Source organism: Listeria welshimeri serovar 6b str. SLCC5334, from assembly GCF_000060285.1.
Lineage (GTDB): Bacteria > Bacillota > Bacilli > Lactobacillales > Listeriaceae > Listeria > Listeria welshimeri.
On sequence record NC_008555.1, the window covers coordinates 2,377,791 to 2,403,324 of the forward strand.

Sequence of the window (25,534 nt, forward strand, 5' to 3'; positions counted from 1 at the left end):
AGATGGCTTTTCAACTTATTCTTAATATAATACTTGCATGTTTGTGGATGTTTCTTGAGTCATCATTTAGTTTTGCAACATTTATCATTGGCTTTATTATCGGGATATTTTTGCTCTTATTTATGCGACGCTTCCTTGGCACCAGATTTTATCTTTTTCGGTTATTCGCCCTTGTCAAACTGGTTTTCCGCTTCTTACATGATTTAATTGTTTCCACGGTTCATGTAAGTCGAATTGTTTTGAAGAAAGATATGAACATTCGACCAGGGATTTTCAGATATGATACTACGCTTGAAACTGACTGGGAAGTAACTATGCTCGCATTGCTAATTACATTAACTCCTGGAACACTTTCCATTGATATTTCAGATGATTATAAAGCAATCTATGTGCATTCACTCCATGTACCCAATATTGAAGAAGAAATTGCGACGATTCGTAAGTCATATGAAGGTGCGATTATGGAGGTGTTCCACGGATGATTATTCAAATAGCTTTATCCATTGGTTTACTCCTTTATTCAATTTCAACTTTCTTGTATCTTTACCGTATTTTAAAAGGACCAACTACTTCTGACAAAGTGGTGGCGCTCGATTCTATCGGAATGAATTTAGTGGCAATTGTTGCTCTACTTTCGATGTTTTATGACACACATGCCTTTCTGGATGTTATTTTACTTATTGCGCTTCTTGCCTTTATTGGAACGGTTTCCTTTGCCAAATTTATTGAGAAAGGAAAGGTGATTGACCGTGAACGTGATAATTGAGATTATTATTTCTATCATGATTTTAATTGGTGGTTTGCTTAGTATTCTTGCTGCAATCGGCGTTATTAGACTACCAGATGTGTATACTAGAACTCATGCAGCTGGGATTAGTAATACATTTGGCGTTAGTTTACTTCTTTTTGCAACGGTTGGTTATTTTTTCCACTCAGGTGAAGGTTTTAATGCGCGAGTACTTCTGGCAGTATTGTTTATTTTCTTAACTACACCAGTGGCTTCCCATCTTATTAACCGGGCCGCTTATGATACAGGTGTTCCGCTAGCTATTCGAATTCGTGACCAATTGCGTTCCGTGAAAAAAAACGACATCAAGAAGAAGAAAAGTCTTATTATTCGTCAAGAACAAATTGAAAAAGCACGACAAGAACGAGAAGAATTGGAAGAACGAATGGAATGGGAACGACGAGAAGAAAAAATTGATGAGCGGGAGGATCAAGAGGAACAAGATCGTGAACGCGAGGAACAAACGATTGAAGAACAGTCAGATGATTCTGAGCATGAAATCATTGAGCAAGATGAAAGTGAAACAGAAGCAGACGAAGATGAAACAGAGAAATAAAACAAGCATGGCAAGAGTTCATCATCTGATCTCTGCCATGCTTATTATTTTCGCTTCTTTTTAACGGCAATCGTACATCTACTAATACAAATTAATTTATCGGTTTCATCAGTTATTTTAATTTCCCATACTTGTGTACTTTTACCAAGATGGACAGCTTCTGCAGTTGCTGTTATTAGTCCTTCTTGCTTTGATGCTAAATGATTGGCGTTAATCTCTAAACCAAATACGATTTCATCAGGCTCAATTGATTTTGCCGCCCCTATACTTGCTGCATGTTCAGCTAAAACTACAGAAACTCCGCCATGCAAGTAGCCAAATGGTTGGTGCACTTTTTCTGTTACCTCTAATTGAACGACTGCTTTTCCTTTTTCTATTGAAATGATTTCAATCCCAATGGTTTCTTGAAGTCCCATATGTTCCCTTCTTTCCGAATTTGATTTATACTTTATTATATAAGAGTTAGAAGAAAAATTCTAGAAAAGGTTTTTAACAAGCTTGTTGTGGTAAAATAAGAATAGACTTTTTGACAGGAGAGATTTGATGTCGATATTTACGAATACACCATTAATTGCATCTATTATTGCGATTGTTTTTGCCCAAGTGGTAAAAGTGCCGATACATATATTAGTTTACCGGAGATTTAACGTTGGATTAATGTTTTCCACTGGTGGTATGCCTAGTTCTCACTCGGCTGCTGTTACTGCTTTAATGACAACACTCGCAATTGAATACGGACTGGATTCGCCTTATTTCGCGATTGCGGTTGTATTTGGTATTATCGTGATGTTTGATGCGACCGGTGTTAGAAGACAGGCCGGCGAACAAGCAGTAGTTTTAAACAAATTAGTAACTGATTTCCAAGACTTCGTTGAACATGCAAAAGGACTTGCAGCACCTGAACAAGAAGAAAAAACGAAGCATCTGAAGGAATTACTTGGTCATAAACCTATGGAAGTTTTCTTTGGAGCTTTGACAGGTGTCGCAATCGGGTTTATTTTAGAAATATTTATGTAATCAAAAAGCCGACTAATATGCGTCGGCTTTTTTTATGAACAATCCCAGTTATACAAAATATTGGAAAAATCACGGTTGATCAAATCTTGTTTATTGATAAAGAAATTTCCAACACCGCTGTCTCCCCACAAAATGTTAATTACACCATCTTCTTCATTATACTCGCTATCTAGTTGAAACAATAAAGTATCATGATGCGGATTTTCTGTATATGTGCGCGGATCCTCTTGTGTGAAAAACGGATAGCCACCTAATTGACTTTCTTCTGACATAAGATTATACAGTTTTTCCGCTTTTTCTTCATCTCCACCTAAAATATGTTCGGAAAGATCAAAAAAACTATAACCAAATTCTTGTTCAAATTCAATACTATCATGTAATAAAATTTGGTCAGATACTTGACCAGTGATTTTATATTCTCCATCAACAATTGGATAAATATTAGTTTTATCTATATCTACAAAAAACATATCTTGTTCTTCTGCAGTTAAACTTTCACTTCCTAAATCATCAAAGTAAAACACACGGAAGCCTTCTTGTCTTGTTGGATTCTCAAAATTAAGTCCATATAAATCATCTTGAACATCCACATAAAAAGCAAGCAGACCAAATTCTGGGTAGTTTTCCATCTGTGGCATTTCTGCAAAATTAATTTGTGCTAATAGTGAAAGTGGGTCGCCTTCTTCATTCGTAGGATAACCTTGTTCTTTTGGTAAGTATCCTCTACCACCAGCTTTACTTTGTAATAGAGAAAGTTTCCCTTCTTTTTTAAGGCTTAATTCAATTCTTTCTTTTTGAGTTTCTAAAAATCGTTCTGCCCATTCGCTAGGAAGTATATCAAAAAGTTCTTCCATGACTAACCTTCTTTCTTTTTTTCTAATTATACCATGAAAAAAGCGCCATATCTGTCAAAATAGATATGGCACTTCTAGAATGCTTATTTATAAAATTTAAATTTACCTTTACTAGCAAGAACGCCTGAACCACCAATAAGTAAAAGTGCGCGGTCATCAATGACTTTTTTCATAACGGAAGCTGGGTAGCCTTTTAAGTTTTTGCCGAAAACAACACCAATTGCATCGTTATCACCTAATGAGCACACTGTTCCTTTTTCATGATACACAAAGTCTTGTAAATCTGTTTCGCCTTTTACTAATTTAGCTAAGTTTACTGCCGCCACATCTGCTTGTTGCATTGCGATTTGGGCAGTTGGCGGGAATGGACGATCGTTTGCTGGATTAATGATTAGAGAGCAGTCACCAACAATTAAAATTTCCTCATTGCCTGGAACGGTTAAATTGTTGTTTACTTTCACACGGCCACGTCCAGCTTCAAAGCCAGAAGCTTCAATAACGCTGTTTCCACGAACCCCTGCAGCCCAAATAATTGTTGCAGCTTTGATTTCACGGACTTCATTTTCGCTTTCAGCATATTTTACACCGTCTGCAGTAGCTTCTTTGACTGGTTTCCCGACATGGAATTCCACGCCGCGGTCTTCTAGCACACCTACGCCATAATCAACGAGTTTCGCATCAAATTGTGGTAGCACTTTTGGAGCTGCTTCCATGCAATAAATACGCACTTTTTCGCGTGGTACATCATATTCTTTCACTAGTTCTGGAATGCGATTAGTTAATTCCCCAAGAAACTCAATTCCAGTAAAGCCAGCGCCACCAACGATAATTGTTAATAATTCATCGCGTGGATCTGTTTTCCACTTAGCAAATTGCGCTTCAATATGCGCACGGATTTTTTTAACGGACTCTACACTTGTAATGGTAAAGGCATATTCTTTCAAACCACTGATTCCAAATGTTTCTGCTTCTGACCCAAGAGCAATTAATAAATAGTCATAGCTGATATTGCCATTTGCACCTAGTGTGACTGTTTTTTCATCTTTATTAATTTTTACTACAGTATCTTGGATAAATGTCGTTTTTGTAGTGTTTACGACTTTATCTAACGGGTACATTAGTTTTTCTGGTTCAATTGTTCCAGCTGCTGCTTCATGTAACCAAGTCGTTTCGTGGTGATAGTCATTCTTATTCACTAGAACGATTTCGGCTTCCAAGTTTCTTTGTTGTAACTTGCGTAAAGTTTTTAGTCCCCCGTATCCTGCTCCGAGAATGACAATTTTTGGTTTACTCATCTGTTATCACATCTACTTTCCCTTATATTTTTCTTCACAAAAAAAATTGCATTAAGAATTTCTTACTACACCTATGTAGATTGCGCTAAAAATCTACTGCAAACAATAAAAAAGCGAAAATGGTAAGTACCAATATATTCCCTTTTTTCATAGCTTACAAACTATATCATAGACTTTTTAAGTTTCATTTTCAAGGAAGGAAACTTAGGGGTGATTGCTTCTTGAGTATGAGGTTAGAGTGGTATATGATTTTTTTCACAATAAACCTTTGAGATGACTTGATTTCAGTAAAATTCTATTATAGAAAGTAGAATTGGTCTAGGTCATTTTTTCAAATTATAAATATCTTCAATCCCGCAAACATTCTTTTCTAAAAATGTATGCTAAAATATGCTTATTGCAACTTTAGCGATTTCATAGGGAAATTAGGAACTAGGGGGTGATGTATTTTGGATGAAAAAACAAAAATTTATGATATCACGATCATTGGTGGCGGACCGGTTGGGCTATTTGCTGCTTTTTATGCCGGAATGCGGAATGCGAGTGTGAAAATAATAGAAAGTTTGCCACAATTAGGTGGGCAACTTTCAACACTTTATCCTGAGAAGTATATTTATGATATTCCAGGCTATCCTGCTGTTCGCGCACAGGAACTTGTTAATAATTTGATTCAACAAATGAAACCATTTGATCCAACGATTGCGCTTGAAGAGGCTGTTATAAGTGTTGAAAAGCAAGTGGATGGTACATTTGAAATCATCACAAAAAAAGATACACATTATAGTAAAGCGATTGTCATCACTGCAGGAAATGGCGCATTTGAACCGAGGCGCTTAGATCTTCCAGAAGCAGAACAATATGAAGGAAAGAATATTCATTATTTCATCAATGATTTGAGTCGCTTTTCTGGTCGTCGCGTTGCCGTTTGTGGTGGCGGAGACTCTGCTGTAGACTGGGCATTAATGCTTGAAAAAGTAGCAAGTTCTGTATCAATCGTGCATCGTCGTAATGCTTTTCGTGCACATGAACACAGCGTAAACAATTTAGAAAAATCATCTATTACGATTAAAACACCTTTTATTCCAACCGAAGTTCTCGGTAATGGCGATAAATTAACACATATTACTTTGCAAGAAGTAAAAGGTGACACTTCAGAAACACTTGAGATTGACGATTTTATCATTAATTATGGTTTTGTTTCTTCCCTTGGTCCGATTAAAAATTGGGGCTTAGAATTAGAGCGTAACTCCATTATCGTGAATTCAAAAATGGAAACGAGTATTCCAGGAATCTACTGCGCAGGTGATATTTGCACTTATGATGGCAAAGTTAAACTGATTGCCACAGGGTTTGGTGAAGCTCCAACTGCTGTCAATAATGCAATGAATTTTATCGACCCAAAAACTCGCGTGCAACCAATGCACTCCACATCTTTATTTGAATAACAACCAAAACCACGAGGTAACTTGTGGTTTTATTTTTTACTCACCGGGAAAAGTTATTTGTAGATATTTTTTAGGAGGAGATTAGCAATGAATGTACTCGTAATTGGTGCAAATGGCAAAATCGGTCGTCATTTAGTCGAAAAACTTGCAATGGAAAAAGGCTTTTTTGTCCGAGCAATGGTTAGAAAAGCTGAACAAGTAAGCGAACTTGAAAAACTAGGTGCAAAACCAATTATTGCAGATTTAACCAAAGATTTTAATTACGCCTATGATGAAATCGAGGCAGTCATTTTCACAGCCGGTTCAGGCGGCCATACGCCTGCCAGTGATACGATTAAAATTGACCAAGATGGCGCCATCAAAGCCATTAATATTGCAAAAGAAAAAGGTGTCCGACGTTTCATCATTGTTAGTTCTTATGGAGCGGATAACCCAGAAAACGGTCCTGAATCTCTTGTCCATTATTTAAAAGCCAAACAAGCAGCTGATGAAGAATTAAAAAGAAGCGGACTTGATTACACTATTGTCCGCCCAGTAGGACTTTCAGATGAACCGGCCACAGGAAAAGTTGCTGATGTTTCTGGAAAACCAACAAATTCTATTCCACGTGCGGATGTTGCTAATTTTATTAGTGAAGCTTTAACAGAAAAATCTAGCTTCTATAAAACGTACACTATTGAAAGTGGCGAAACACCAATTAAACAATTTTTTGACTAATAAAAAGCGATGAGCCAGATTACGCGCTCATCGCTTTTTTCTATATTAAAATGGATTTTCTTCCAAAAATGTATATATATTCGCAACTAATTCATCGGCTGTTTCTCCGCGAACCACTTCCCCGTCCACTAAAGCAAACAAACTGGTTGCGCATAAATCACAATATGTCAGGCAATCATATTCAATCACATCTAAACTATCATCCGCATCTAATTTCGCAAATGCCGCATCTGCTCCACTGGCCAAATTATTAACGCAAAATTCCACAATTGGATTCATTTTATCTTGCCTCCTAGACTGTTACATCGTTGCCAAATAACCACGATCTTCCATTACTTGATAAATATCTTTCAACCGAGGATTGCCTTCTGCGATAATTTCTCCATCAACCACAATCACAGGATACATGTAATCTTCATCAACAATTTTATTCGCCATATCTGCCAAAGCTACTTCATTTGGCGGATTAAAAATATCCACATATTCCACTACAAATGGCTGCCCAGAAAACTTCCGCCCAATCGCCGCTCGAAGCCATTCCTCCGTTTCCTTCGAGGATGGCGCTCCGACACAACTCGCACAAATTGTCGTTGAACCATAAACATATAATTTCGCTTCATTTACCATCACGCTTCACCTCATTATCATTGTACAAAAACCTACCCAAAAAAGCGACTAAGCTGTTTTAACTAGCATAACTATTTAACTTTATGAATTTTTATAAAGGTTTGAATTGACACAAATTTCTAGATATATTATAATATTGCCAATACATTGCAAATCTTTAAAGCAGTAGTGTGTTAACAAGATAAACCCTCCAGGTTGTACCCGTGATTTCACGGTCAACATATAAGTAACACTCCCTTTAACAATTGGGCGCGCAACCCAATTGTCTTTCAACCTTACCAGTTGAAAGAGCACGTTCCTTTCTGAGCCTTAGGAACGTGTTTTTGTTTGGCCCGTTCGAAGCAAAGCGAGTTACGGGCCAAATATACATGCGAGTAAAACGAGCATGTAATCCTTCCCGAAAAGTGCGCCATCTCAAAAACTTAAAACCCACCCCACAACATCCCCTCCTCCATAAATCTATACTAACTCAACCCCATACGGCCCGTTCGAAGCAAAGCGAGTTACGGCCCAAATATACATGCGAGTAAAACGAGCATGTAATCCTTCCCGAAAAGTGCGCCATCTCAAAAAATTAAAACCCACCCCACAACATCCCCCCTCCATAAACCTATACTAACTCAACCCCATACGTGCCCGTTCGAAGCAAAGCGAGTTACGGCCCAAATATACATGCGAGTAAAACGAGCATGTAATCCTTCCCGAAAAGTGCGCCCTCTCAAAAAATTAAAACCCACCCCACAACATGCTCCCTCCATAAACCTATACTAACTCAACCCCATACGGCCCGTTCGAAGCAAAGCGAGTTACGGCCCAAATATACATGCGAGTAAAACGAGCATGTAATCCTCCCCGAAAAGTGCTCCATCCAAACAACACTACATATACATTATATATACAAATCTCCTCCCCATTTCCCCCTCTCCACACCTTAAAAACACTACAGCCACCTACAAAACCAGCCATAAAACTCCCCAAATAATAATATGACAAAACGTTGTCCAATAATTTATTTTCCATAAACCCTGTTTAAAAACCATTCTCATTGCTGATTTTCTCTGATACAATTACACTGCTTTGAGATTCTATGAAGGACAAAATATGACTTCACCGGAATCTTGAAGAAAAGAACATGTGTAATAACAAGGAGGAAATCAGAACCATGCACAAAATAATGAAAACAATTTTAGCTTTATTATTAATGACAACTGTATTTTTACCATTTAGTAGCGTACAAGCTGCTCCAACAGATGTAGTAAATATACCCGACCCTTATTTAAAGGAAGGATTAAAAAATATTGTAGGAAATCCTTTCTTAGATGACTTAACTGAAGCTGACATGGCGACCATAAATGTTGCAGACATCTCTTACATGTCCGGATCACCTGGATATCCAGTTAAAGGTCTAATTAAAGATTTAACAGGACTAGATAAAGCTGTTAATATGACTAAATTACATTTTTCCAACCAATCACAAATCAAAAATTTAGATCAAATCAAAAATTTGCCCAATTTAAAGAAAATTGTTGGTGTAACTACTGGATTAAATAATATTTCGGCTCTTAGAGACATGCCTGCATTAGAAGAAGTAGAACTAGGTGGAGACTATATTACTGATTTTACACCATTACTTGAAAAAGAAAATTTAACATCATTTTCTTACAATTCGTATGCATGGTCCAATCCCGCATACCATAAAATCAATAATGATGAATTCAAAAAATTTGCCAATCTAAAATCATTAGTAGATTTAAATTTGACTTGGAATAACATTACCGATTTATCTCCATTGACAGAAAATGATCATATTACCAACTTAAATTTAAACTATAATCAGTTCAATAATGTGGCTCCTATCGCTACTATGAAAAACCTGCAAGTACTTTATTTAAATAACAACAACTTAACTTCTATTGATTCACTGAGCACACTAAGAGGTTTAACAATTGCTTACGCGGATAATAATAAAATTACCGATTTAAGTAATTTGAAAGACTTCTTTGAGGGAATGCTTACACAAGGTGATTATCAAGGATTACAAATTAACAACCAAACCATCACTCTACCAACCCTTAATATTAAACAAGGAGCGACTGCTGTTTCAACCAATCCTACTTTAGATATTAATGGTCAACAAATGCCTGTTTCTAATATTTCTAATGGCGGAACAGTATCTGCTGATAACAAAACAGTTTCTTTTGCAAACTTACCATTAGGAAATAACACAGTCACTTACAAAGCAACATTTACAGCAACCTCTTCTAAAGGGGTGCCACTTAGCTACTCTATAAACGTATCACAACCAATTAATGTTTCTGAGCAATCAGATTCTACCATAAACGTGTTTTACCAAGATGAAAATGGTAATGAATTAGCAACAACCGAAACTCTTTCAGGTAAACCAGGTGAAGATTACCAAACGACAGAAAAAACAATTACCAACTATCAATTAAAAGAAATCGAAGGACAACCTTCTGGCAAATTTAGCGATACCGATGCAACTGTCACTTATGTATACGAAAAAGCGGACGGCGCTCCTGTTACTGTTAAATACACAGATGACAAAGGAAACGAGCTCGCTACTCCTGATACTTTAAACGGTAAGTTAGATGCTCCTTATCAAACTACTGCCAAAAACATCGCTGGCTGGACTGTCAAAACAACACCTAGTAACGCAAATGGCGTGTTCACGAATACTAACCAAACTGTCACGTATGTATACGAAAAAGCGGACGCCGCTCCGGTTACTGTTAAATACACAGATGACCAAGGCAATGAGCTCGCTACTCCCGACACTTTAAATGGTAAGTTAGATGCTCCTTATCAAGCCACTGCCAAAAACATCACTGGCTGGACTGTCAAAACTACACCTAGTAACGCAACTGGCGTGTTCACGAATACTAACCAAACTGTTACGTATGTATACGAAAAAGCGGACGCCGCTCCGGTTACTGTTAAATACACAGATGACAAAGGAAACGAGCTCGCTACTCCTGATACTTTAAACGGCAAGTTAGACGCTCCTTATCAAACTACTGCCAAAAACATTGCTGGCTGGGCTGTCAAAACTACACCTAGTAACGTAACTGGCGTATTCACAAATACCAACCAAATTGTTACGTATGTATACGAAAAAGCGGACGGCGCTCCGGTTACTGTTAAATACACAGATGACAAAGGAAACGAGCTCGCTACTCCTGATACTTTAAACGGCAAGTTAGACGCTCCTTATCAAACCACTGCCAAAAACATCACTGGCTGGACTGTCAAAACTACACCTAGTAACGCAACTGGCGTATTCACGAATACTAACCAAACTGTCACGTATGTATACGAAAAAGCGGACGCCGCTCCGGTTACTGTTAAATACACAGATGACCAAGGCAATGAGCTCGCTACTCCCGACACTTTAAACGGCAAGTTAGATGCCCCTTATCAAACTACTGCAAAAAACATCACTGGCTGGACTGTCAAAACTACACCTAGTAACGCAACTGGCGTGTTCACGAATACCAACCAAACTGTCACTTATGTATACGAAAAAGCGGACGCCGCTCCTGTTACTGTCAAATACACAGATGATAAAGGAAACGAGCTCGCTACTCCCGACACTTTAAACGGCAAGTTAGATGCTCCCTATCAAGCCACTGCCAAAAATCTAAGTGGTTGGAAGTTAAAAACTATGCCTTCAAATGCAAAAGGCGTATTTACTAGTGAGTCGCAAACTGTCAACTTTGTATATGTTAAACAAACAGATGATACTAAAAAAGATGATCCAAAATCGAACAACCCTAAACCAAACAATCCAAAACCAGATAAAAATAAACCAGCAATCAAAATCAACGAGAATAATCCTAAAGCAAAACAAACAACTATAACAAAACAAGCAAAATTACCAAAAACAGGTGATAATAAACAAAATAATATTTTGTTCGGAGTAATTGGTACATGTTTTGTTCTTTTAGGCGCATTCGCATTAACGAAAAAAACTAGCTAAAATAGCATCTAACCCCCTCTCGTCGTTCAGATAAGAGGGGGTTTTTATTATAATCATTTTTAAATATACGTTCCTTTTCCGACGAAGGAACCCAATTTAATTTCTTTAATTTTCTACGTATCCTGTTATAATAGAGAATATGATAGTGCCCATGAAAGGAGAACTATATCCTATGGAAGAAATTAGTTACATTGAAGTTGATAAAGCTTTAAAAAAGTTCCGTCCATTTTTAGTTCGTGATGGCGGGGACTATGAGCTTATAGAAGTAACTCCAGATGGTATTGTAAAAATTAAATTACTTGGCGCATGCGAAACTTGCCCCAGTTCTGATATGACTTTAAAGATGGGTATTGAGTTAACTTTAGCTGAAAAAATTATCGGATTCAAAGAAGTTGTACAAGTTTTTTAAAACAAATACTTTAGCGACCAAATGAACGGTCGCTATTTTTGTATCAACATGTTTAGAAATCCTGTAAACGTCTATCATACAATATACATACAGTAATAAGGAGGAAAGAAAAATGGTAGAAAAACAAAGTGCCTTAGAATCGAAAGCGCGCAGTTGGCTAATCGAACGTGGCGTCGAAATTGATGATATTGCTGAACTTGTCTTATTTTTACAGCAAAAATATCATCCTGGATTAGAATTAGATATTTGTCGACAAAATGTAGAGCATGTTCTTCGCAAGCGTGAAGTTCAGAATGCTGTTTTAACGGGTATACAGCTTGATGTAATGGCAGAAAAAGGAGAACTCGTCCAACCATTACAAAATATCATTAGCGCTGATGAAGGGCTTTATGGAGTCGATGAGATTCTTGCTCTATCCATCGTCAATGTCTATGGATCTATCGGTTTCACTAACTATGGTTATATTGATAAAGTAAAGCCTGGAATTCTTGCAAAGCTTAATGAACATGATGGTGTTGCAGTACACACTTTTCTTGATGACATTGTCGGCGCTATTGCGGCTGCAGCAGCAAGTCGTTTAGCTCATAGTTATCATGATGATATTGTCAATTAATTAAAAACCAGTAAAACAAAGAGGTTAGTCCTCCAATTTTACTGGTTTTTCTTCGATTGCTTTCACTTCTACTTGTCGAATCGAATTTTTATTCATCGAACGAACAATAAAACGAAAGCCTTCATATTCTATTTCGTCGCCGGCTTCTAAATCAAAACGTTCCAATAACATCCAACCTGATAACGTATGAACACCAGAGCCCTCAATTGGCACCCCAAGTGCTTCCTCTACATCAAGTAACGGCTCAGAACCTTCGATGATAAAATGATTAAGAGCCACTTTACGAATGCCTTTTGGACCTTTTGCTTCTTCCATATCCCCAACAATAACTTCCATAACATCTTCTAGCGTCACAATTCCTGAAGTCCCGCCGTATTCATCTGTTAGAACGACAAACGGCTCACTTTCTTGTTGCATTTTCACAAGTAACTCTTCTAAAATCATCCCTTCAAATACCTCCAAAACAGGTGTGATGAACGGTTTGATAGATTGTGTTACTATCGTTTCATCTTTTCCAAGTCCTGCCATAACTGCGCTAACTCGAAGCATGCCAATAATATGATCTTTATCCTCATCTTCGGTTACTGGAAAAATATGGTATGTATGTTCAGAAGTTAATTTCAGTAAATCTCGTACAGTTGCGGTTTGATCAATAGCAATCATTGACATCCGTGGTATCATCACTTCTTTTGCTGGTACATCCCCAAGCTTGAAAATATTTTTCATATAGCGAAACTCTTGTGGATTCAAAAGACCTTGCCTATAGCTATCTTCAAAAATAATTTTAAGTTCAGTTGGTGTCATTTGATCAGCGTCAACGGTCTGCTTTACGCCAAATATCCGCGTTATTAAATTTGCCGAATTATTTAAAAGCCAATTCAGTGGAAAAGTTAGACGGTACCAATAAACAAGTGGCCGCGCGATAAATAGAGCCACTTTTTCTGTGCTTTGAATCGTAAATGTTTTCGGGGCAAGTTCGCCGAGTACTACATTTAAAAATGTGATTAAAATAAATGAAACAAAAATTGAAATCGGTTTTTCAACAGATTCCGGGATTGGTAACATTAAAAATAATGGTTCCAACCAGCCACGCATTGTCGCTTCACCAACCCACCCCATAGCCAGTGCAGCGAGCGTATTTCCTAATTGACAAGCAGCCAAATAGTCATTCATGTTAGAAGTTACTTTTTGAACATATTTTGCTCGTGGATTATCCGAGGCTACTAGTTGCAAGACAGTCGGTTTTCGAATTGCGACTATGGCAAATTCACTTGCCACGAAAAAAGCAGTTGCAGCAATTAAAAAGATGACAAAAAAATCATTAAATACGTCCACGCTGTATCCCCCTTATCCACATTCTATACCCTTTTTTAGCGATTGAACCACAAGTCAGCAACTGCTTCACCGTCTATAATTTCACCTGTTTTCTTGAAACCATATTTTGCATAAAATTTTTCTGCTACAAGATTATCTGGTTCATAAGATAAGCGTAGTCGAGCGGGCTTTTCAGGTAGATTTTTCACCATTTCAATAATTTGCTCTAAAGCATCTCCCCCGTAGCCTTTACCTTGATGTTCTTTCCCTGTCATAAAGCGTACTAGCCAAAACTCTCCATCATCCGTATCCAGACCATACATGGCATAACCAACCGGCATATTATCGGCGTAAATCACAACAGAATGATACGTTTCTTCAAAACTTGCTTCGATAATCGAGTACCAATTTTCTGCTACAAATGTTTTTTGGTGCGGATGTACTTGCAGTTTAGCCGTTTCGTGAAAATTGTCTTTTGTTAATTTTTGAATTGAAACCATTTTTCTAACCTCCTATTGATGAAAAAAAGAGCAGAAAAATTCCGCTCTTCTAGTTAAATTTCCAATCAGTTAGCTTTGTTACAGCGTAGGTTGGTTGAATTTCCTTTGTTTTTAAGGCTTCTTTTGATGTAAAGCCAGTGTGGACAATGAGTGTGTCCATACCATAATTAATCCCAGCCATAATGTCTGTTTCGTAGTTGTCGCCAACCATGATTGCTTCGTCTTTTTGAACGCCAAGCTTAGTGAGCGCTTGTTCCATAATGATTGATTCTGGTTTCCCGATAAAAATAGGCGCAGTCTCAGTAGCAACAGAAACAACCGAGGTAATCGAACCATTTCCTGGAAGCAAACCACGTTCAGTTGGAATTGCCGCATCACCATTAGTTGAAATAAACATTGCGCCACTTCTAACAGCAAGGGCTGCTTTGGCAAATTTTTCATAATCTACTTCGCGGTCAAGACCAACAACAACAAAATCTGGATTACTAGAAGTTATTTCAAATCCATTATCAGTTAGTTCTTGTTTTATTCCACGTTCACCGATAACATAAACCGTTTTTTCGCGTTTTTGTTCGAGCATGTACTGGACAGTGGCTTGTGAAGTTGTAAAAACATCGTCGCTTACAGCCTGAATTCCCATTCCACTTAAATGTTCTGCTACTTGACCGGCGGTTTTTGTTGAATTATTCGTTACAAATAAATAAGGAATTCCCGCACGTTTTAAGTTTTCAATAAAAATGATTGCTTCTGGAATAACTTCTGCTCCGCGATACATCGTGCCGTCTAAATCAATTAAATACGCTTTATACTCTTTCAATTTCTAATTACCTCTTTTACTATTTTACTTTTTTAATGACAAAATATGCACAACCAAAGTTGCAATATTCATAAATATATTCTTTTAAGGTACTAATTTTGTTATCGTAAGCAGCTTTGCGGTTGTCATCTTCAAAAAAACCTTTGAGTCTCAGCTGATCGTAACCCCAATCGCCTACTATATAATCATATCGCCCAAGAATATCACTAAAACGTTCATTTAACTTTTCCTCATCAAAGGCGTCACGATAATTGGCGATAATCTCATAATTTAAATCTTGAATCGTAATCGTCACTTGTCTTCCTCCTGTCCATACATTTTTTTGAGTTTCCATTTTAAAATATCTCGAAGTAATTCTGGTGTATATACTTCTTTTCGTTTAATTTGCTTCACTATCGGAAAAAATGGTGCGAATACAAACGTATCATGTGTCGCAATCCGGTATTCCCGCGTTTTATCAATTGGTTTATTATCAAAAAGTGCCACTTGTTTCTCCAAGTCAAAATCTGCTCGGTCCATCAAAACAGTGCCAAAATACTCGCCTCGAAAGCCAAAGCCTCTCAGTGGAATATCTTGCAGTTCCGCTTTCTTTCGGTAAATCCCGTCAATGAGTATTTCGAGTTCCTCACCAGACATGGTTAAGGCAATAGCGTTTAGAGGATGAGGTAACATTTGGTGAATATCAAAATCCGTCACAATCCCTGCTTCAAAGTCTGTCATAAAAATACCCGCATTCATCACAAAAGTTTCAGCACCAGTCCATTCACAAACCGCCGCATTTAAAATCTGCGCAATTTCCGAGTCATCAAACCAATTATGCGCTAACTTTCCGGGAATCGCAACTACTTTTTCAGAGAGTTCTGCGCGCCCTTTATCGAAAAAACCTTGAATTTCCCTAGCTTCATTCGGAGCAGCTGGCAAATCTTCTGTTTTAAAAGTCATGGCAGTTTTAGAAAGTATCTGATTTTTTTCATCTAGCTCAATATCCACTTTTCCGATATATTCGCCCCATCTTCCCGCAGCCGCAAGTAAAGCATTCCCTTCTACTTTCCCAGTTTCAAGTAAATGGTGCGTATGTCCGCCCAAAATCACGTCTATTTCTGGAATTTCGAGTGCAATGCGTTCATCACTCGGCAAACCTAGATGACTGAGTAAAATAACTAAATCCGTACCTTCTTCCAATCCAGCAACTTGTTTTTGAATCGAGCTAATTGGTTCTTCAATCCCCCAGCCCATTTCCTCGTAATATTCCCGAAATGGCGCGGTCGCACCAATAATAGCTATTTTCACTTGATCTATTTCCTTATAAACAATTGATTTCACCCAATCTGGTTGTTTGATTCGTTCTTTATCTGCGTAAAAATTACAGCAAACGACAGGAAAAGTCGCATGCTCATATAAATTCTCTAAATCTTCATGTGCCAATGTCGTTCCTTCATTATTACCAAAAGTCACCGCATCATACGGCAGTTGATTAAGTAAGTCCGTATTCGCAAGCCCGTTCGTTCCTTCTGTAAGCGGATGAACCCGGTCTAAAAAATCCCCAATATCAAAAAAGAGGGCCGATTTATTTTCTTTATTTGCAGCGGTTCTTTTCTCTTTTAAAAAGTTGAAAATTCGTGGCCATTTTTCTAAGTGACTATGAATGTCATTTGTATGCCATAAAGTTAAACGTTTCTTCACAATCCATCCACTCCTCACATATAACTATTGTAGCTCAAAATAGTTTTTTTTACACGCACTAGGACTGGATGAATTCTTCCCTGTTCATTTTGTGTTATGATAGGATATATTGTTTTAAAGGGAAGTGATTTTTTTGGATATTACGCAAACAGTCGAAATTCTTTTAATCTCTGTTTTTGCAGGGGTTGTAGGCTCTTTGCTCGGGCTTGGTGGTGGAATAATTGTTACTCCAGCCTTGACACTTATTTTCGGGATTGATATCCAGTACGCGATTGGAGCTAGTATTATTTCCGTTATCGCAACTAGTAGCGGCTCTGCAATCGCTTATATCAAAGATGGCATTACAAACCTCCGTGTTGGAATGTTTCTCGAAATTGCAACTACAATCGGGGCAATAACCGGGGCTTTTGTCAGTGGACTGCTCTCGGCCACAGCTCTCTACATCATCTTCGGACTTTTACTTCTTTATTCAGCTTTTAACATGATCAAAAAAGTCGGTTCAGAATTCCCGACCAATGTGAAACCTGACCCACTCGCAACAAAATTAAACTTACATGATTCTTATTATGATAAATCTTTACGCCAGACAGTTGATTATCAAGTTGCAAACGTTCCTGCTGGTTTCGGCGTAATGTATGGTGCAGGTATTGCTAGTGGCTTGCTTGGAATCGGTAGTGGCGCATTTAAAGTCATGGCACTTGATGTCTTTATGAAAATGCCGCTAAAAGTTAGTAGCGCTACGAGTAATTTAATGATGGGCGTAACCGCGGCTGCCAGTGCGACTGTTTATCTGTTCCAAGGTGACATTCAGCCCGCTATTGCAGCACCAGTTGCTATTGGGGTACTTGTCGGCGCAACACTTGGAACGCGCATCATGCAACGCCTAAAAAGCAAAGTCATTCGGATTATTTTTATTCCCGTCATTTTATATGTTGCATTCCAAATGATTTTAGAAGGATTGGGGTGGATTTAAATGGCAGAGAAAAAAGAAGAAATGTACCGTGTGGAGTTGATTGTTAGCGCACTGCTACGAATCGGTGTTGTTCTCAGTGCGATTATTATCATTTTTGGACTCATTATGCTATTTATTACCGGCGAAAGTGGCTATCCTGGGGAAACTTACCCGACCTCACTTACAGCGATTTTCAGTGGGTTAGGAACGCTTAAACCATATGCAATTATGATGTTCGGTCTCTTTTGCTTGATTTTAACGCCAGTCCTTCGTGTCGTTGTATCATTGTTTACTTTTTTGAAGGAAAAAGATTACTTATATGTTGGAGTTACTGGGATTGTACTTATTATTTTGGTTATTAGCTTTTTAATTGGAATTAAGGCATAAAAAAGATGGCGCAACCTACGCGCCATCTTTTTTATTCTGAAAATAAATCCATTTGCATGGGTGCCAAACCTTGGAATTCGACTTGAAGTGCTTTTTGTAAATGTTTCGCATTATCAGCCGCATCCCCGCCACTGTTGTTATTAAAAATCACGACTACTTCTTTGGAAAGTTTCTGTAAATGTTCCACATATTTAGCCCATTCATTAATTTCTTCTTCGTTATAACGGTAAAGTGTACGAACCTCACGCCATTCAGGGCTGCTCGCTTTCATCCAACCATACTGATTACGACCATGAAGCCTTACGAGTGTCATCTCTCTATTTGTCTCACGAAGTACAATCGGCACACTGCCAGAACCAACTTGCGGCTCATCAACAACTGTATGAATAAATCCTAATTCCCGCAGTAAATCTAACGTTTTTTCTGTATTCTGATCACTATACCAAGAGTTATTACGAAATTCAATTGCTACAGGCAAATCACCCATTTTCGAGGCAATAAATTTTAAATAAGTCACATTTTCTTTCGTACAATGAAAATATGGTGGAAATTGGAATAAAATAGCCTGTAGTTTCCCTGTTTCACTTATCGGTGCAATCATATCCATATAAGCCGTGTACATCGCATTTTCACTATCAAAATACTGCGACCATTCCTTATGTTTTGTCATCGCCGAAAAAGCCTTAATCACAAAACGAAAATCATCCGGAGTTTGCGCCGCCCAGTTTGCCGTTGTTCGCGGAGAAGGAATCGCATAAAAACTCGTATCGACTTCTACCACTGGGAAATGTGCCGCATAATCAGCCAACGTTAATTTTTTTGACTGTAACAATGAATCATGATCACTCCATCCAGTTAACCCGATTGTAATCATTAACCGCCACCCTCTCTATCGTTTTTGATTTATGTTTATTATAACGCAAAAAGGAAGGAGAATCTTTTAATTTGGTTGTTGCTTTTACTTCAAAATAACAGAAAAACTCCAACTATCTATCAGTTGAAGTTTTTATCATATATTACCAATCGCGCTCTCTAAGTGCTTCTTCAATATCAATATCTATCTTATAATACGCTAAAATCAAGCTTACTGTCTCCGCAATCGAATCCCTTGCGCCTGTTTCTAATTCACTATCATTTTCAAAAAACTCATCTTGCAGGTCATTAATTGCTAATGTCATTTCGTCCAACTTACCTTGAATCGCTTCTGTGTCATGATTCCCTTGTTCTAAAAATTGAACCGTATCTAAAATATATTGCTTAATTTTATCCACTAGAAACGGTGGGAAAAATGAATCTTGATACATTCCCTCTAAGTATTTGATTTCTGCCATAATTATCAGTCCTTTACTAAGTTGTTGGAACCATTATAGCATTACTTTTATGAAAAACAAACCTTAATTATAATCTAGCATTTTTATTAGTTAAAGTAATTCTAAAGCAGATTAAAAACCCAATAAGCCTTTAGATAGTGACTCCTAATTTCATTTTTCCCATAATCTTTTTTTGTATGACTTTATTTTAGAACTCTTGTTATATAGCTCTATAAATAGCAAACTAATACTTTATTTCTATATTAATAAAGGCCTTTATAAAATAGTACCTTTACTCAAGGTGATACAGTATAATTGTTATAAATAAAGTTAAAATTATAAGACAAGAAAAGGGGATTACTCAAAATGAATTAGCTCATTCATTAGATGTTTCCCGCCAAACAATTCACGCCATTGAAAAAGGCAAATACAATCCTAGCCTAAAACTTAGTTTAAAAATGGCTACACTTTTCGATTTGCCTGTTGAAGAAATTTTTAACTTGGAAGGAGAATAAAAATGAGAAAATATTCTGTTAAAAAATTTCTTATTGTATTCGTTTCAATGATAGCTGCTATTTTATTATTTTCTGTTATAACTGATAAAGAACCGTTTCTAGACAATCCTCTAAACTTAATTATTGCTGTTTTAATAGCAGCAACTGCTTACATAATTACTGGTCTTTTTATCCCTAAAGAAAAGTTAGTGAAAGAAATGAAAGAAGAAAAAATAAAAGCAGATGAAAGATATTTGTTTAATAAAGGAAAAATTTCTTATTTTGCTTTATTATTACTAGCTAGTTTAACTCCATTTTTGTTGGCTTTTTTAGACTATAGAAACATATCATCTAATTAAATAGTTGTTCCAACAAATCATGTTGTTTTCTTTATTAAATGGCTCAGTTAACACGACAAACGCAAGAAAATTCTTTGGGTATTTAGTTGAAAAATGGAGTCCTTGTGCTTAGAGGTAATACTGAAAAACGAATATTTTTATTGCTTATCTTCTAAAATAATAATTTACTTAGAGTTTGAAGCGTTCGCACTTTTGTTGTGCCACGTTACAGGTTTTTCTAGACTAAAAAAGTTAATTAGCTTAGAATAGATATAAAGAATCTCCATTTTGAATTCTGGATGATTTTTTAGTTTAAACAATAACAACTTAGAAGGAGGATTTTTATTATGAATGAAGATTTGGAAAAGAAATTGGAGCCTTTCTTTTGGATAGAGTATAAAGGGGGCGTTTCGCTGGGTCTTAGTGCAGGTAGCTTTAAGAAAGAGATTTTTGACACTCGCAAAGATGAAGGTTTTGAGGGTAACGGTTATGACTGGGGTTCTCTAGCTCGGGTTTTCCTGAACGAAAAGATGCCAGAATTGAAAGGCGAAATTAATCTTGATCCAGAAGCTGAAATGTTTTCTGCCTATTCCAAAAATGCTATGGCTTTGCAAAAGTTTGCTCTTGGATTTCGTGCAATGTGCGATGATGATGAGATGATGAGTAATTTATTCTCTCAAGTCGAAATTGACTAACATGTGTAGGATAACCTTAATGTTTTAAATGGTTCAAAATTTTATTTTCCCTCGAAAAAGTATTTTTCACTTGGGTTACTAATAAATATGACTTAACAGAATAATTCAATTAAATATTTTATAAAAAAAGAAGAGGACTTTTTAGCTCAGAACAATTAGAGACTAAGTCCTCTTTTCTATAATCAGGAACATATAAGCAATTCGAGAACAAATTTAGTTTTTTCTTATGTACTTCCATCAAACAAAAACAACTAATATAGTCCCCCTTTAGATATCAGCAAAAAAGAAGAAGACGAACAAAGCTAGTTCGCCTTCTATAATTATTTATTAACCAATCGAGCCTTCCATTTCAAACTTAATCAAACGGTTCATCTCAACGGCATATTCCATTGGTAATTCTTTCGTAAATGGTTCAATGAAGCCCATAACGATCATTTCTGTCGCTTCTTCTTCGCTTAAACCACGGCTCATTAGATAGAAAAGTTGTTCCTCGGATACTTTGGAAACTTTGGCTTCATGTTCTAATGAGATGTTGCTATTTAGGATTTCATTATATGGGATGGTGTCAGATGTCGACAGGTTATCCATAATGAGCGTATCACATTCGATATTCGAACGTGCACCATCTGCATTACGACCAAAATGAACAATTCCGCGGTAGGTTACGTTTCCGCCTTGTTTCGAGATCGACTTCGACACAATCGTAGAGGACGTATTAGGCGCATAGTGCATCATTTTTGCTCCTGCGTCTTGACGTTGGCCTTTACCAGCAATCGCGATAGAAAGGGTCGTTCCGCGCGCTCCTTCGCCACGTAAGTGTACAGCTGGATATTTCATTGTTAATTTCGAACCAATGTTACCATCAATCCATTCCATTGTCGCATTTTCTTCACAGAAAGTACGTTTTGTTACTAGGTTATAAACGTTATTTGCCCAGTTTTGGATGGTTGTGTAACGGCAGTAAGCGCCTGGTTTTACAATGATTTCCACGACAGCTGAGTGAAGGGAATTTGTTGTATAAACGGGAGCAGTACAGCCTTCTACGTAGTTTACGCTGGCATTTTCGTCCACAATAATTAGCGTCCGTTCAAATTGCCCCATGTTTTCCGAGTTAATGCGGAAGTATGCTTGAAGCGGCGTATCGACTTTGATACCTGGTGGTACGTAGATGAATGAGCCACCTGACCAAACAGCCGAGTTTAGCGCAGCGAATTTGTTGTCGCTTGGTGGAATTACTTTTGCGAAGTATTCTTTAAAAATATCTTCGTTTTCTTTTAAAGCGGAATCGGTATCTTTGAAGACAATCCCTAAATCTTCTAGGTCTTGCTTCATATTGTGATAAACTACTTCGGATTCATACTGCGCAGATGCTCCAGCCAAATATTTTTGTTCGGCTTCAGGAATACCTAATTTATCAAAAGTACGTTTAATTTCTTCGGGAACTTCATCCCAAGAGCGCACTGTTTGTTCGGACGGTTTCACATAGTAAGTGATGTCTTCAAATTTCAGTTCTGATAGGTCGCCACCCCAAGTCGGCATTGGCATTTTATAAAATTGCTCTAAAGACTTCAAACGGAATTCTAACATCCATTCAGGTTCATCTTTAATATTCGAAATTTCTCTTACTACTTTTTCTGTTAATCCGCGTTCTGTACGGAACACAGAGGTATCTTTGTCATGGAATCCATATTGGTATTCGCCAATTTCTGGAATTTCAGTCATGTCGTATCCTCCTTTTCACTACTTATTTTGTTCCTTCTTTTTCAAAAATCGCTCTCTCCATTGCTTTCCATGAAAGAGTCGCACATTTGATTCTTGCTGGGAATTTCGCAACTCCAGCAAGCGCCTCGACATCACCGTACTCATCAATCGTTTCATGGTCGTGACCTTGAACCATTTCTGAAAATTCACGGGACATTTTTAATGCTTCTTTTTCCGTTTTCCCAATAATGCTTTGCGTCATCATCGAAGCAGAGGCCATTGAAATCGAACAGCCGCTACCAGTGAATTTTGCCGCAACGATTTTGTCATCATCCATTTTTAAATGAAGATGAATTTGATCACCGCATGTTGGGTTGTTGAGGTCGATTGTTACATCGCTATCTGGGAGTTCTCCATTATTGCGCGGATTTTTATAGTGATCCATAATGACTTGTCTATAAAGCTGATCTAATTTCCGGCTTGTCATAATCCAAAATACTCCTTTGTTAACTTGAGGCCATCTATAAGCGCATCAATTTCTTCTTTTGTATTATAAATATAAAAGCTTGCGCGGGCTGTAGAAGAGACGTCTAGCCATTTCATCAACGGTTGTGCACAGTGATGACCAGCTCGAATTGCAATTCCGTCTTCATCCAAAATGGTCGCAATATCATGTGGGTGAGCGCCTTCTAAATTAAAAGTCACTAAACCACAACGTTTACTCGCATCTTTTGGTCCATAAATGGTAATGCCATCGATTTTGCTCATTTCTTCTATCGCGTAGCCGACTAATTCTTGTTCATGTGCGTGAATATTTGCGAGTCCGACTTCTGCCAAATAATCAATGGCCGCACCTAGCGCAATCGCTCCGCCAATAATTGGTGTTCCGGCTTCAAATTTCCAAGGCAGTTCTTTCCAAGTGGAATCGTATAATTCAACAAAATCAATCATTTCTCCGCCAAATTCGGTCGGTTCCATCGCATCTAACAATTCACGTTTTCCATATAAAGCGCCAATACCAGTAGGAGCCATCATTTTATGCCCAGAAAAAGCATAGAAATCAGCGTCCAAATCTACGACATTTACTTCCATATGCGGCACAGCTTGCGCACCGTCAACGAGAATCACTGCTCCAAATTTATGGGCAATTGCTGCGATTTCTCTAATTGGCGTGATTGTCCCAAGAACATTAGAAACATGAGCCAGCGCAACGATTTTTGTTTTTTCGCTAATCGTTTTTTGGGCTTGTTCCACAGAAATCGTACCATCTTCTTCTAGCTCGATATATTTCAAAACCGCGCCCTTACGTTTAGCCAGTTGTTGCCACGGAATCAAATTAGAATGATGCTCTAAATAAGAAATAACTATCTCATCGCCAGCTTCAATATTTGCTTCCGCGTAACTATCTACAACTAAATTAATCGCTGAAGTAGTACCTCTTGTGAAAATTATTTCGGCTACCTCGCGGGCATGAATAAACTTGGCTACCTTAACACGAGCTGATTCATAAGCATCTGTTGCTCTTGCCGCAAGTGTATGCACACCACGGTGGACATTGGCATTATCAAATTCATAGTAATGTGTTAATGCTTCGATAACTTGTTTTGGCTTTTGTGAAGTGGCAGCATTATCTAAATAAGCTAGCGGTTTCTCATTTATTTCTTGGTCTAAAATTGGGAAATCCGCCCGAATTTTTTGGATATCAATCATTTAGCGCACTTTCCCTTCGATTACTTCACGAAGCATCGTTTTTACACTTTCGATTGGTAATTGACGAACAACTGGATCTAAGAAGCCATGGATGACAAGTCTTTCTGCTTCTTTTTGAGAAATCCCGCGACTCATCAAATAGAATAATTGTAACGGGTCAACGCGCCCAACAGAAGCTGCATGACCAGCAACTACATCATTTTCATCAATTAATAAAATTGGGTTCGCATCTCCGCGCGCTTCCGGACTAAGCATGAGTACACGTGATTCTTGTTGTGCATCTGACTTCGAAGCGCCATGTTTGATATGGCCAATTCCGTTAAAAATAGTTGTTGCTCTTTCTTTCATAACACCATGGGATAGAATAGTACCATTCGAAGCTTTACCATAATGCGTCACACGTGTTGTTACGTTTTGTGTTTGCTTACCACGTCCAACTGTCACTGTTTTCACATCAGCGGAAGAGCCATCACCCATTAGGTTTGTTACATTCTCATTAATGGTATCGCCATCATTCATTAGACCAAGTGCCCATTCAATCTGACTATCAGTTCCAATGTGTCCACGACGGTTTACATATGTCGTAACATCACTTGCAAGATTGTCTACACCACCAAACGTAATACGCGCATTTTTCTCAGCGATTACTTCTTCAACGATGCTCACAATTCCTTTAGGTTTGTTATCAACCGTTACATAATTTTCCACGTAAGTTACTGCACTGTTATCATCTGCTACAAGTAAAACGTGGTTAACAAGTGGAGATTCCGCTTTGTCTTGTACAAAAACAGCTTGAATTGGTGATTTCACTTCCACATTTTTAGGAACGTAAAGGAAAATCCCACCATTCACTAACGCCGCATGAAAAGCAGTCAACTTATGTTCGTTCACTTGGACAGCATCTTTCATGAAGTATTTTTTCACCAGTTCAGGATGATTTTTCACAGCGGAAATAATATCTGTGAAAATAACACCTTGATCAACTAATTCTTGCTGTAACTGAAGTCTGGCAGGTCTTTCATCCATTTGAACGTAAAAATTGGCTTCTTTATTATCTAAATCAACTAAATTCGCTACTTTTTCTGGTAAAGTTTCATTCGTTACGCCTTCTTTAAAAGGTAAAAACGTCTCAAACTTTGTGAAATTCCAGCGAGTAATTTTTGTTTTATCCACAAAAGGCAAGTCCAGTTCCCCGTAAGCTTTAAAAGCATTGCGACGGATATCTAAAAACCAATCCGGTTCATTCGCACTACTTGAAAAAGCGTGGATAAAATCATCTTTAATTGTCATATTTTGTGCCATGATTTTAACCTCAC

General features: G+C 37.6%; 30 protein-coding genes and 2 pseudogenes. 14 read left to right on the top strand and 18 right to left on the bottom strand.

Annotation, left to right across the window (positions count from 1 at the left end; all coding sequences use genetic code 11):
- The first annotated feature begins 2 nt into the window (after positions 1-2).
- Genes LWE_RS11945 through mnhG form a run of 3 tightly spaced genes read left to right on the top strand, consistent with a single transcriptional unit; the run spans position 3 to position 1,343 of the window.
- Positions 3-482: a Na+/H+ antiporter subunit E gene (locus LWE_RS11945; RefSeq protein ID WP_011703075.1), complete on the top strand. Its 480-nt coding sequence runs from the start codon at positions 3-5 to the stop codon at positions 480-482.
- A complete protein-coding gene (locus tag LWE_RS11950) occupies positions 479-766 on the top strand; it encodes a Na(+)/H(+) antiporter subunit F1 (RefSeq protein WP_003722409.1) in 288 nt (95 codons plus the stop codon). The genes LWE_RS11945 and LWE_RS11950 overlap by 4 nt, the downstream gene beginning before the upstream one ends.
- Complete coding sequence (mnhG, locus tag LWE_RS11955; RefSeq protein ID WP_011703076.1) at positions 750-1,343, top strand: monovalent cation/H(+) antiporter subunit G; 594 nt, start codon at positions 750-752, stop codon at positions 1,341-1,343. Before LWE_RS11950 ends, mnhG begins: the two co-directional genes overlap by 17 nt.
- Positions 1,344-1,387: 44 nt before the next feature.
- On the opposite strand, the gene menI is transcribed toward mnhG, so the two are convergent.
- The gene (gene menI / locus LWE_RS11960; protein ID WP_011703077.1) at positions 1,388-1,759 is read right to left on the bottom strand and encodes a 1,4-dihydroxy-2-naphthoyl-CoA hydrolase MenI; all 372 of its coding nucleotides are present in this window, start codon (positions 1,757-1,759) and stop codon (positions 1,388-1,390) included.
- A gap of 127 nt (positions 1,760-1,886) precedes the next feature.
- Here menI and LWE_RS11965 point away from each other — a divergent pair, with 127 nt between their 5' ends.
- On the top strand, positions 1,887-2,360 hold the full coding sequence (locus tag LWE_RS11965; RefSeq protein ID WP_011703078.1) for a divergent PAP2 family protein: 474 nt from the start codon (positions 1,887-1,889) through the stop codon (positions 2,358-2,360).
- Positions 2,361-2,392: 32 nt separating this feature from the next.
- Here the strand turns inward: LWE_RS11965 and LWE_RS11970 are convergent, their stop codons facing one another.
- Positions 2,393-3,214 carry a YwqG family protein gene (locus tag LWE_RS11970; protein ID WP_011703079.1) on the bottom strand — a complete coding sequence of 274 codons (822 nt, stop codon included), beginning with the start codon at positions 3,212-3,214 and terminating at the stop codon, positions 2,393-2,395.
- Between the two features lie 83 nt (positions 3,215-3,297).
- A complete protein-coding gene (locus LWE_RS11975; RefSeq protein WP_011703080.1) occupies positions 3,298-4,509 on the bottom strand; it encodes an NAD(P)/FAD-dependent oxidoreductase in 1,212 nt (403 codons plus the stop codon).
- A gap of 449 nt (positions 4,510-4,958) precedes the next feature.
- Between LWE_RS11975 and LWE_RS11980 the strand changes: the two genes are divergently transcribed.
- Complete coding sequence (locus LWE_RS11980) at positions 4,959-5,954, top strand: NAD(P)/FAD-dependent oxidoreductase (protein WP_011703081.1); 996 nt, start codon at positions 4,959-4,961, stop codon at positions 5,952-5,954.
- 87 nt (positions 5,955-6,041) lie between these two features.
- A complete protein-coding gene (locus LWE_RS11985; RefSeq protein ID WP_011703082.1) occupies positions 6,042-6,671 on the top strand; it encodes an SDR family oxidoreductase in 630 nt (209 codons plus the stop codon).
- Between the two features lie 45 nt (positions 6,672-6,716).
- On the opposite strand, the gene LWE_RS11990 is transcribed toward LWE_RS11985, so the two are convergent.
- The 4 genes and pseudogenes from LWE_RS11990 to LWE_RS14920 all read right to left on the bottom strand — a co-directional run.
- Positions 6,717-6,950 (bottom strand): YuzB family protein, encoded by a 234-nt coding sequence (locus LWE_RS11990; RefSeq protein ID WP_011703083.1) that lies wholly within the window; start codon positions 6,948-6,950, stop codon positions 6,717-6,719.
- A gap of 21 nt (positions 6,951-6,971) precedes the next feature.
- Positions 6,972-7,298, bottom strand: coding sequence for a YuzD family protein (locus LWE_RS11995; protein WP_011703084.1), 327 nt, complete (start codon positions 7,296-7,298; stop codon positions 6,972-6,974).
- Positions 7,299-7,536: 238 nt separating this feature from the next.
- Complete coding sequence (locus LWE_RS14585; RefSeq protein ID WP_102037889.1) at positions 7,537-7,668, bottom strand: hypothetical protein; 132 nt, start codon at positions 7,666-7,668, stop codon at positions 7,537-7,539.
- Positions 7,669-7,778: 110 nt separating this feature from the next.
- Positions 7,779-7,904 (bottom strand): annotated as a pseudogene (locus LWE_RS14920) (hypothetical protein); the annotation flags it as partial.
- Between the two features lie 556 nt (positions 7,905-8,460).
- Between LWE_RS14920 and LWE_RS12010 the strand changes: the two are divergent.
- The 3 genes from LWE_RS12010 to LWE_RS12020 all read left to right on the top strand — a co-directional run bounded on the left by LWE_RS12010 (position 8,461) and on the right by LWE_RS12020 (position 12,317).
- Positions 8,461-11,295 carry a MucBP domain-containing protein gene (locus tag LWE_RS12010; protein ID WP_011703086.1) on the top strand — a complete coding sequence of 945 codons (2,835 nt, stop codon included), beginning with the start codon at positions 8,461-8,463 and terminating at the stop codon, positions 11,293-11,295.
- A gap of 172 nt (positions 11,296-11,467) precedes the next feature.
- Positions 11,468-11,704, top strand: coding sequence for a NifU family protein (locus LWE_RS12015; protein WP_011703087.1), 237 nt, complete (start codon positions 11,468-11,470; stop codon positions 11,702-11,704).
- A 112-nt stretch (positions 11,705-11,816) separates the two neighbouring features.
- Positions 11,817-12,317 carry a phosphatidylglycerophosphatase A family protein gene (locus tag LWE_RS12020; protein ID WP_011703088.1) on the top strand — a complete coding sequence of 167 codons (501 nt, stop codon included), beginning with the start codon at positions 11,817-11,819 and terminating at the stop codon, positions 12,315-12,317.
- 24 nt (positions 12,318-12,341) lie between these two features.
- Here LWE_RS12020 and LWE_RS12025 read toward each other — a convergent pair whose 3' ends face one another.
- The 5 genes from LWE_RS12025 to LWE_RS12045 are packed head-to-tail and all read right to left on the bottom strand — an operon-like array spanning position 12,342 to position 16,631.
- Positions 12,342-13,652, bottom strand: a complete 1,311-nt coding sequence (locus LWE_RS12025) for a hemolysin family protein (protein WP_011703089.1) — start codon at positions 13,650-13,652, stop codon at positions 12,342-12,344.
- Between the two features lie 35 nt (positions 13,653-13,687).
- Complete coding sequence (locus LWE_RS12030) at positions 13,688-14,131, bottom strand: GNAT family N-acetyltransferase (protein WP_011703090.1); 444 nt, start codon at positions 14,129-14,131, stop codon at positions 13,688-13,690.
- A 49-nt stretch (positions 14,132-14,180) separates the two neighbouring features.
- Positions 14,181-14,948: a TIGR01457 family HAD-type hydrolase gene (locus tag LWE_RS12035; RefSeq protein WP_011703091.1), complete on the bottom strand. Its 768-nt coding sequence runs from the start codon at positions 14,946-14,948 to the stop codon at positions 14,181-14,183.
- Positions 14,949-14,967: 19 nt separating this feature from the next.
- The gene (locus tag LWE_RS12040; RefSeq protein ID WP_011703092.1) at positions 14,968-15,243 is read right to left on the bottom strand and encodes a YutD family protein; all 276 of its coding nucleotides are present in this window, start codon (positions 15,241-15,243) and stop codon (positions 14,968-14,970) included.
- On the bottom strand, positions 15,240-16,631 hold the full coding sequence (locus LWE_RS12045) for a bifunctional metallophosphatase/5'-nucleotidase (RefSeq protein WP_011703093.1): 1,392 nt from the start codon (positions 16,629-16,631) through the stop codon (positions 15,240-15,242). The genes LWE_RS12040 and LWE_RS12045 overlap by 4 nt, the downstream gene beginning before the upstream one ends.
- Positions 16,632-16,764: 133 nt before the next feature.
- On the opposite strand from LWE_RS12045, the gene LWE_RS12050 reads away from it, so the two are divergent.
- Positions 16,765-17,604, top strand: a complete 840-nt coding sequence (locus tag LWE_RS12050; RefSeq protein WP_003722428.1) for a sulfite exporter TauE/SafE family protein — start codon at positions 16,765-16,767, stop codon at positions 17,602-17,604.
- Entirely contained in the window at positions 17,605-17,970 is a 366-nt protein-coding gene (locus tag LWE_RS12055; RefSeq protein WP_011703094.1) for a DUF1634 domain-containing protein, read from the top strand. It begins immediately after the preceding gene.
- 31 nt (positions 17,971-18,001) lie between these two features.
- Here LWE_RS12055 and LWE_RS12060 read toward each other — a convergent pair whose 3' ends face one another.
- Both LWE_RS12060 and LWE_RS12065 read right to left on the bottom strand, forming a co-directional pair.
- Positions 18,002-18,844 (bottom strand): DUF72 domain-containing protein, encoded by an 843-nt coding sequence (locus tag LWE_RS12060; protein WP_011703095.1) that lies wholly within the window; start codon positions 18,842-18,844, stop codon positions 18,002-18,004.
- A 142-nt stretch (positions 18,845-18,986) separates the two neighbouring features.
- On the bottom strand, positions 18,987-19,301 hold the full coding sequence (locus LWE_RS12065; protein ID WP_011703097.1) for a DUF5713 family protein: 315 nt from the start codon (positions 19,299-19,301) through the stop codon (positions 18,987-18,989).
- 290 nt (positions 19,302-19,591) lie between these two features.
- On the opposite strand from LWE_RS12065, the gene LWE_RS12070 reads away from it, so the two are divergent.
- The 3 genes and pseudogenes from LWE_RS12070 to LWE_RS12080 all read left to right on the top strand — a co-directional run bounded on the left by LWE_RS12070 (position 19,592) and on the right by LWE_RS12080 (position 20,807).
- Entirely contained in the window at positions 19,592-19,795 is a 204-nt protein-coding gene (locus LWE_RS12070; RefSeq protein ID WP_041176452.1) for a helix-turn-helix transcriptional regulator, read from the top strand.
- Between the two features lie 2 nt (positions 19,796-19,797).
- A pseudogene (locus tag LWE_RS12075) lies at positions 19,798-20,127 on the top strand (hypothetical protein); the annotation flags it as partial.
- 332 nt (positions 20,128-20,459) lie between these two features.
- The gene (locus LWE_RS12080) at positions 20,460-20,807 is read left to right on the top strand and encodes an Imm51 family immunity protein (protein WP_011703099.1); all 348 of its coding nucleotides are present in this window, start codon (positions 20,460-20,462) and stop codon (positions 20,805-20,807) included.
- Between the two features lie 327 nt (positions 20,808-21,134).
- Here LWE_RS12080 and sufB read toward each other — a convergent pair whose 3' ends face one another.
- From sufB to sufD, 4 genes are read right to left on the bottom strand one after another with little or no spacing between them, the layout of a single operon-like run.
- The gene (gene sufB / locus LWE_RS12085) at positions 21,135-22,529 is read right to left on the bottom strand and encodes a Fe-S cluster assembly protein SufB (RefSeq protein ID WP_011703100.1); all 1,395 of its coding nucleotides are present in this window, start codon (positions 22,527-22,529) and stop codon (positions 21,135-21,137) included.
- A 22-nt stretch (positions 22,530-22,551) separates the two neighbouring features.
- Complete coding sequence (gene sufU / locus LWE_RS12090) at positions 22,552-22,995, bottom strand: Fe-S cluster assembly sulfur transfer protein SufU (RefSeq protein WP_011703101.1); 444 nt, start codon at positions 22,993-22,995, stop codon at positions 22,552-22,554.
- A complete protein-coding gene (locus tag LWE_RS12095; protein WP_011703102.1) occupies positions 22,992-24,218 on the bottom strand; it encodes a cysteine desulfurase in 1,227 nt (408 codons plus the stop codon). Before LWE_RS12095 ends, sufU begins: the two co-directional genes overlap by 4 nt.
- A complete protein-coding gene (sufD, locus tag LWE_RS12100; RefSeq protein ID WP_011703103.1) occupies positions 24,219-25,520 on the bottom strand; it encodes a Fe-S cluster assembly protein SufD in 1,302 nt (433 codons plus the stop codon). It abuts the gene before it with no gap.
- Between the last annotated feature and the right edge of the window lie 14 nt (positions 25,521-25,534).

Excerpts from the sequence above, each read along its gene's own strand:
- sufD (WP_011703103.1), bottom strand. The coding sequence starts at position 25,520 with ATGGCACAAAATATGACAATTAAAGATGATTTTATCCACGCTTTTTCA.
- LWE_RS12010 (WP_011703086.1), top strand. The coding sequence starts at position 8,461 with ATGCACAAAATAATGAAAACAATTTTAGCTTTATTATTAATGACAACT.
- LWE_RS12020 (WP_011703088.1), top strand. The coding sequence starts at position 11,817 with ATGGTAGAAAAACAAAGTGCCTTAGAATCGAAAGCGCGCAGTTGGCTA.
- LWE_RS12015 (WP_011703087.1), top strand. The coding sequence starts at position 11,468 with ATGGAAGAAATTAGTTACATTGAAGTTGATAAAGCTTTAAAAAAGTTC.
- menI (WP_011703077.1), bottom strand. The coding sequence starts at position 1,759 with ATGGGACTTCAAGAAACCATTGGGATTGAAATCATTTCAATAGAAAAA.
- LWE_RS12080 (WP_011703099.1), top strand. The coding sequence starts at position 20,460 with ATGAATGAAGATTTGGAAAAGAAATTGGAGCCTTTCTTTTGGATAGAG.
- LWE_RS11985 (WP_011703082.1), top strand. The coding sequence starts at position 6,042 with ATGAATGTACTCGTAATTGGTGCAAATGGCAAAATCGGTCGTCATTTA.
- LWE_RS11995 (WP_011703084.1), bottom strand. The coding sequence starts at position 7,298 with ATGGTAAATGAAGCGAAATTATATGTTTATGGTTCAACGACAATTTGT.
- LWE_RS11990 (WP_011703083.1), bottom strand. The coding sequence starts at position 6,950 with ATGAATCCAATTGTGGAATTTTGCGTTAATAATTTGGCCAGTGGAGCA.
- sufU (WP_011703101.1), bottom strand. The coding sequence starts at position 22,995 with ATGACAAGCCGGAAATTAGATCAGCTTTATAGACAAGTCATTATGGAT.
- sufB (WP_011703100.1), bottom strand. The coding sequence starts at position 22,529 with ATGACTGAAATTCCAGAAATTGGCGAATACCAATATGGATTCCATGAC.
- LWE_RS11970 (WP_011703079.1), bottom strand. The coding sequence starts at position 3,214 with ATGGAAGAACTTTTTGATATACTTCCTAGCGAATGGGCAGAACGATTT.
- LWE_RS11945 (WP_011703075.1), top strand. The coding sequence starts at position 3 with ATGGCTTTTCAACTTATTCTTAATATAATACTTGCATGTTTGTGGATG.
- LWE_RS12060 (WP_011703095.1), bottom strand. The coding sequence starts at position 18,844 with ATGATTACAATCGGGTTAACTGGATGGAGTGATCATGATTCATTGTTA.
- LWE_RS12065 (WP_011703097.1), bottom strand. The coding sequence starts at position 19,301 with ATGGCAGAAATCAAATACTTAGAGGGAATGTATCAAGATTCATTTTTC.
- LWE_RS11965 (WP_011703078.1), top strand. The coding sequence starts at position 1,887 with ATGTCGATATTTACGAATACACCATTAATTGCATCTATTATTGCGATT.
- LWE_RS11950 (WP_003722409.1), top strand. The coding sequence starts at position 479 with ATGATTATTCAAATAGCTTTATCCATTGGTTTACTCCTTTATTCAATT.
- LWE_RS14585 (WP_102037889.1), bottom strand. The coding sequence starts at position 7,668 with ATGTATATTTGGCCCGTAACTCGCTTTGCTTCGAACGGGCCAAACAAA.
- LWE_RS11975 (WP_011703080.1), bottom strand. The coding sequence starts at position 4,509 with ATGAGTAAACCAAAAATTGTCATTCTCGGAGCAGGATACGGGGGACTA.
- LWE_RS12055 (WP_011703094.1), top strand. The coding sequence starts at position 17,605 with ATGGCAGAGAAAAAAGAAGAAATGTACCGTGTGGAGTTGATTGTTAGC.
- LWE_RS12030 (WP_011703090.1), bottom strand. The coding sequence starts at position 14,131 with ATGGTTTCAATTCAAAAATTAACAAAAGACAATTTTCACGAAACGGCT.
- LWE_RS12095 (WP_011703102.1), bottom strand. The coding sequence starts at position 24,218 with ATGATTGATATCCAAAAAATTCGGGCGGATTTCCCAATTTTAGACCAA.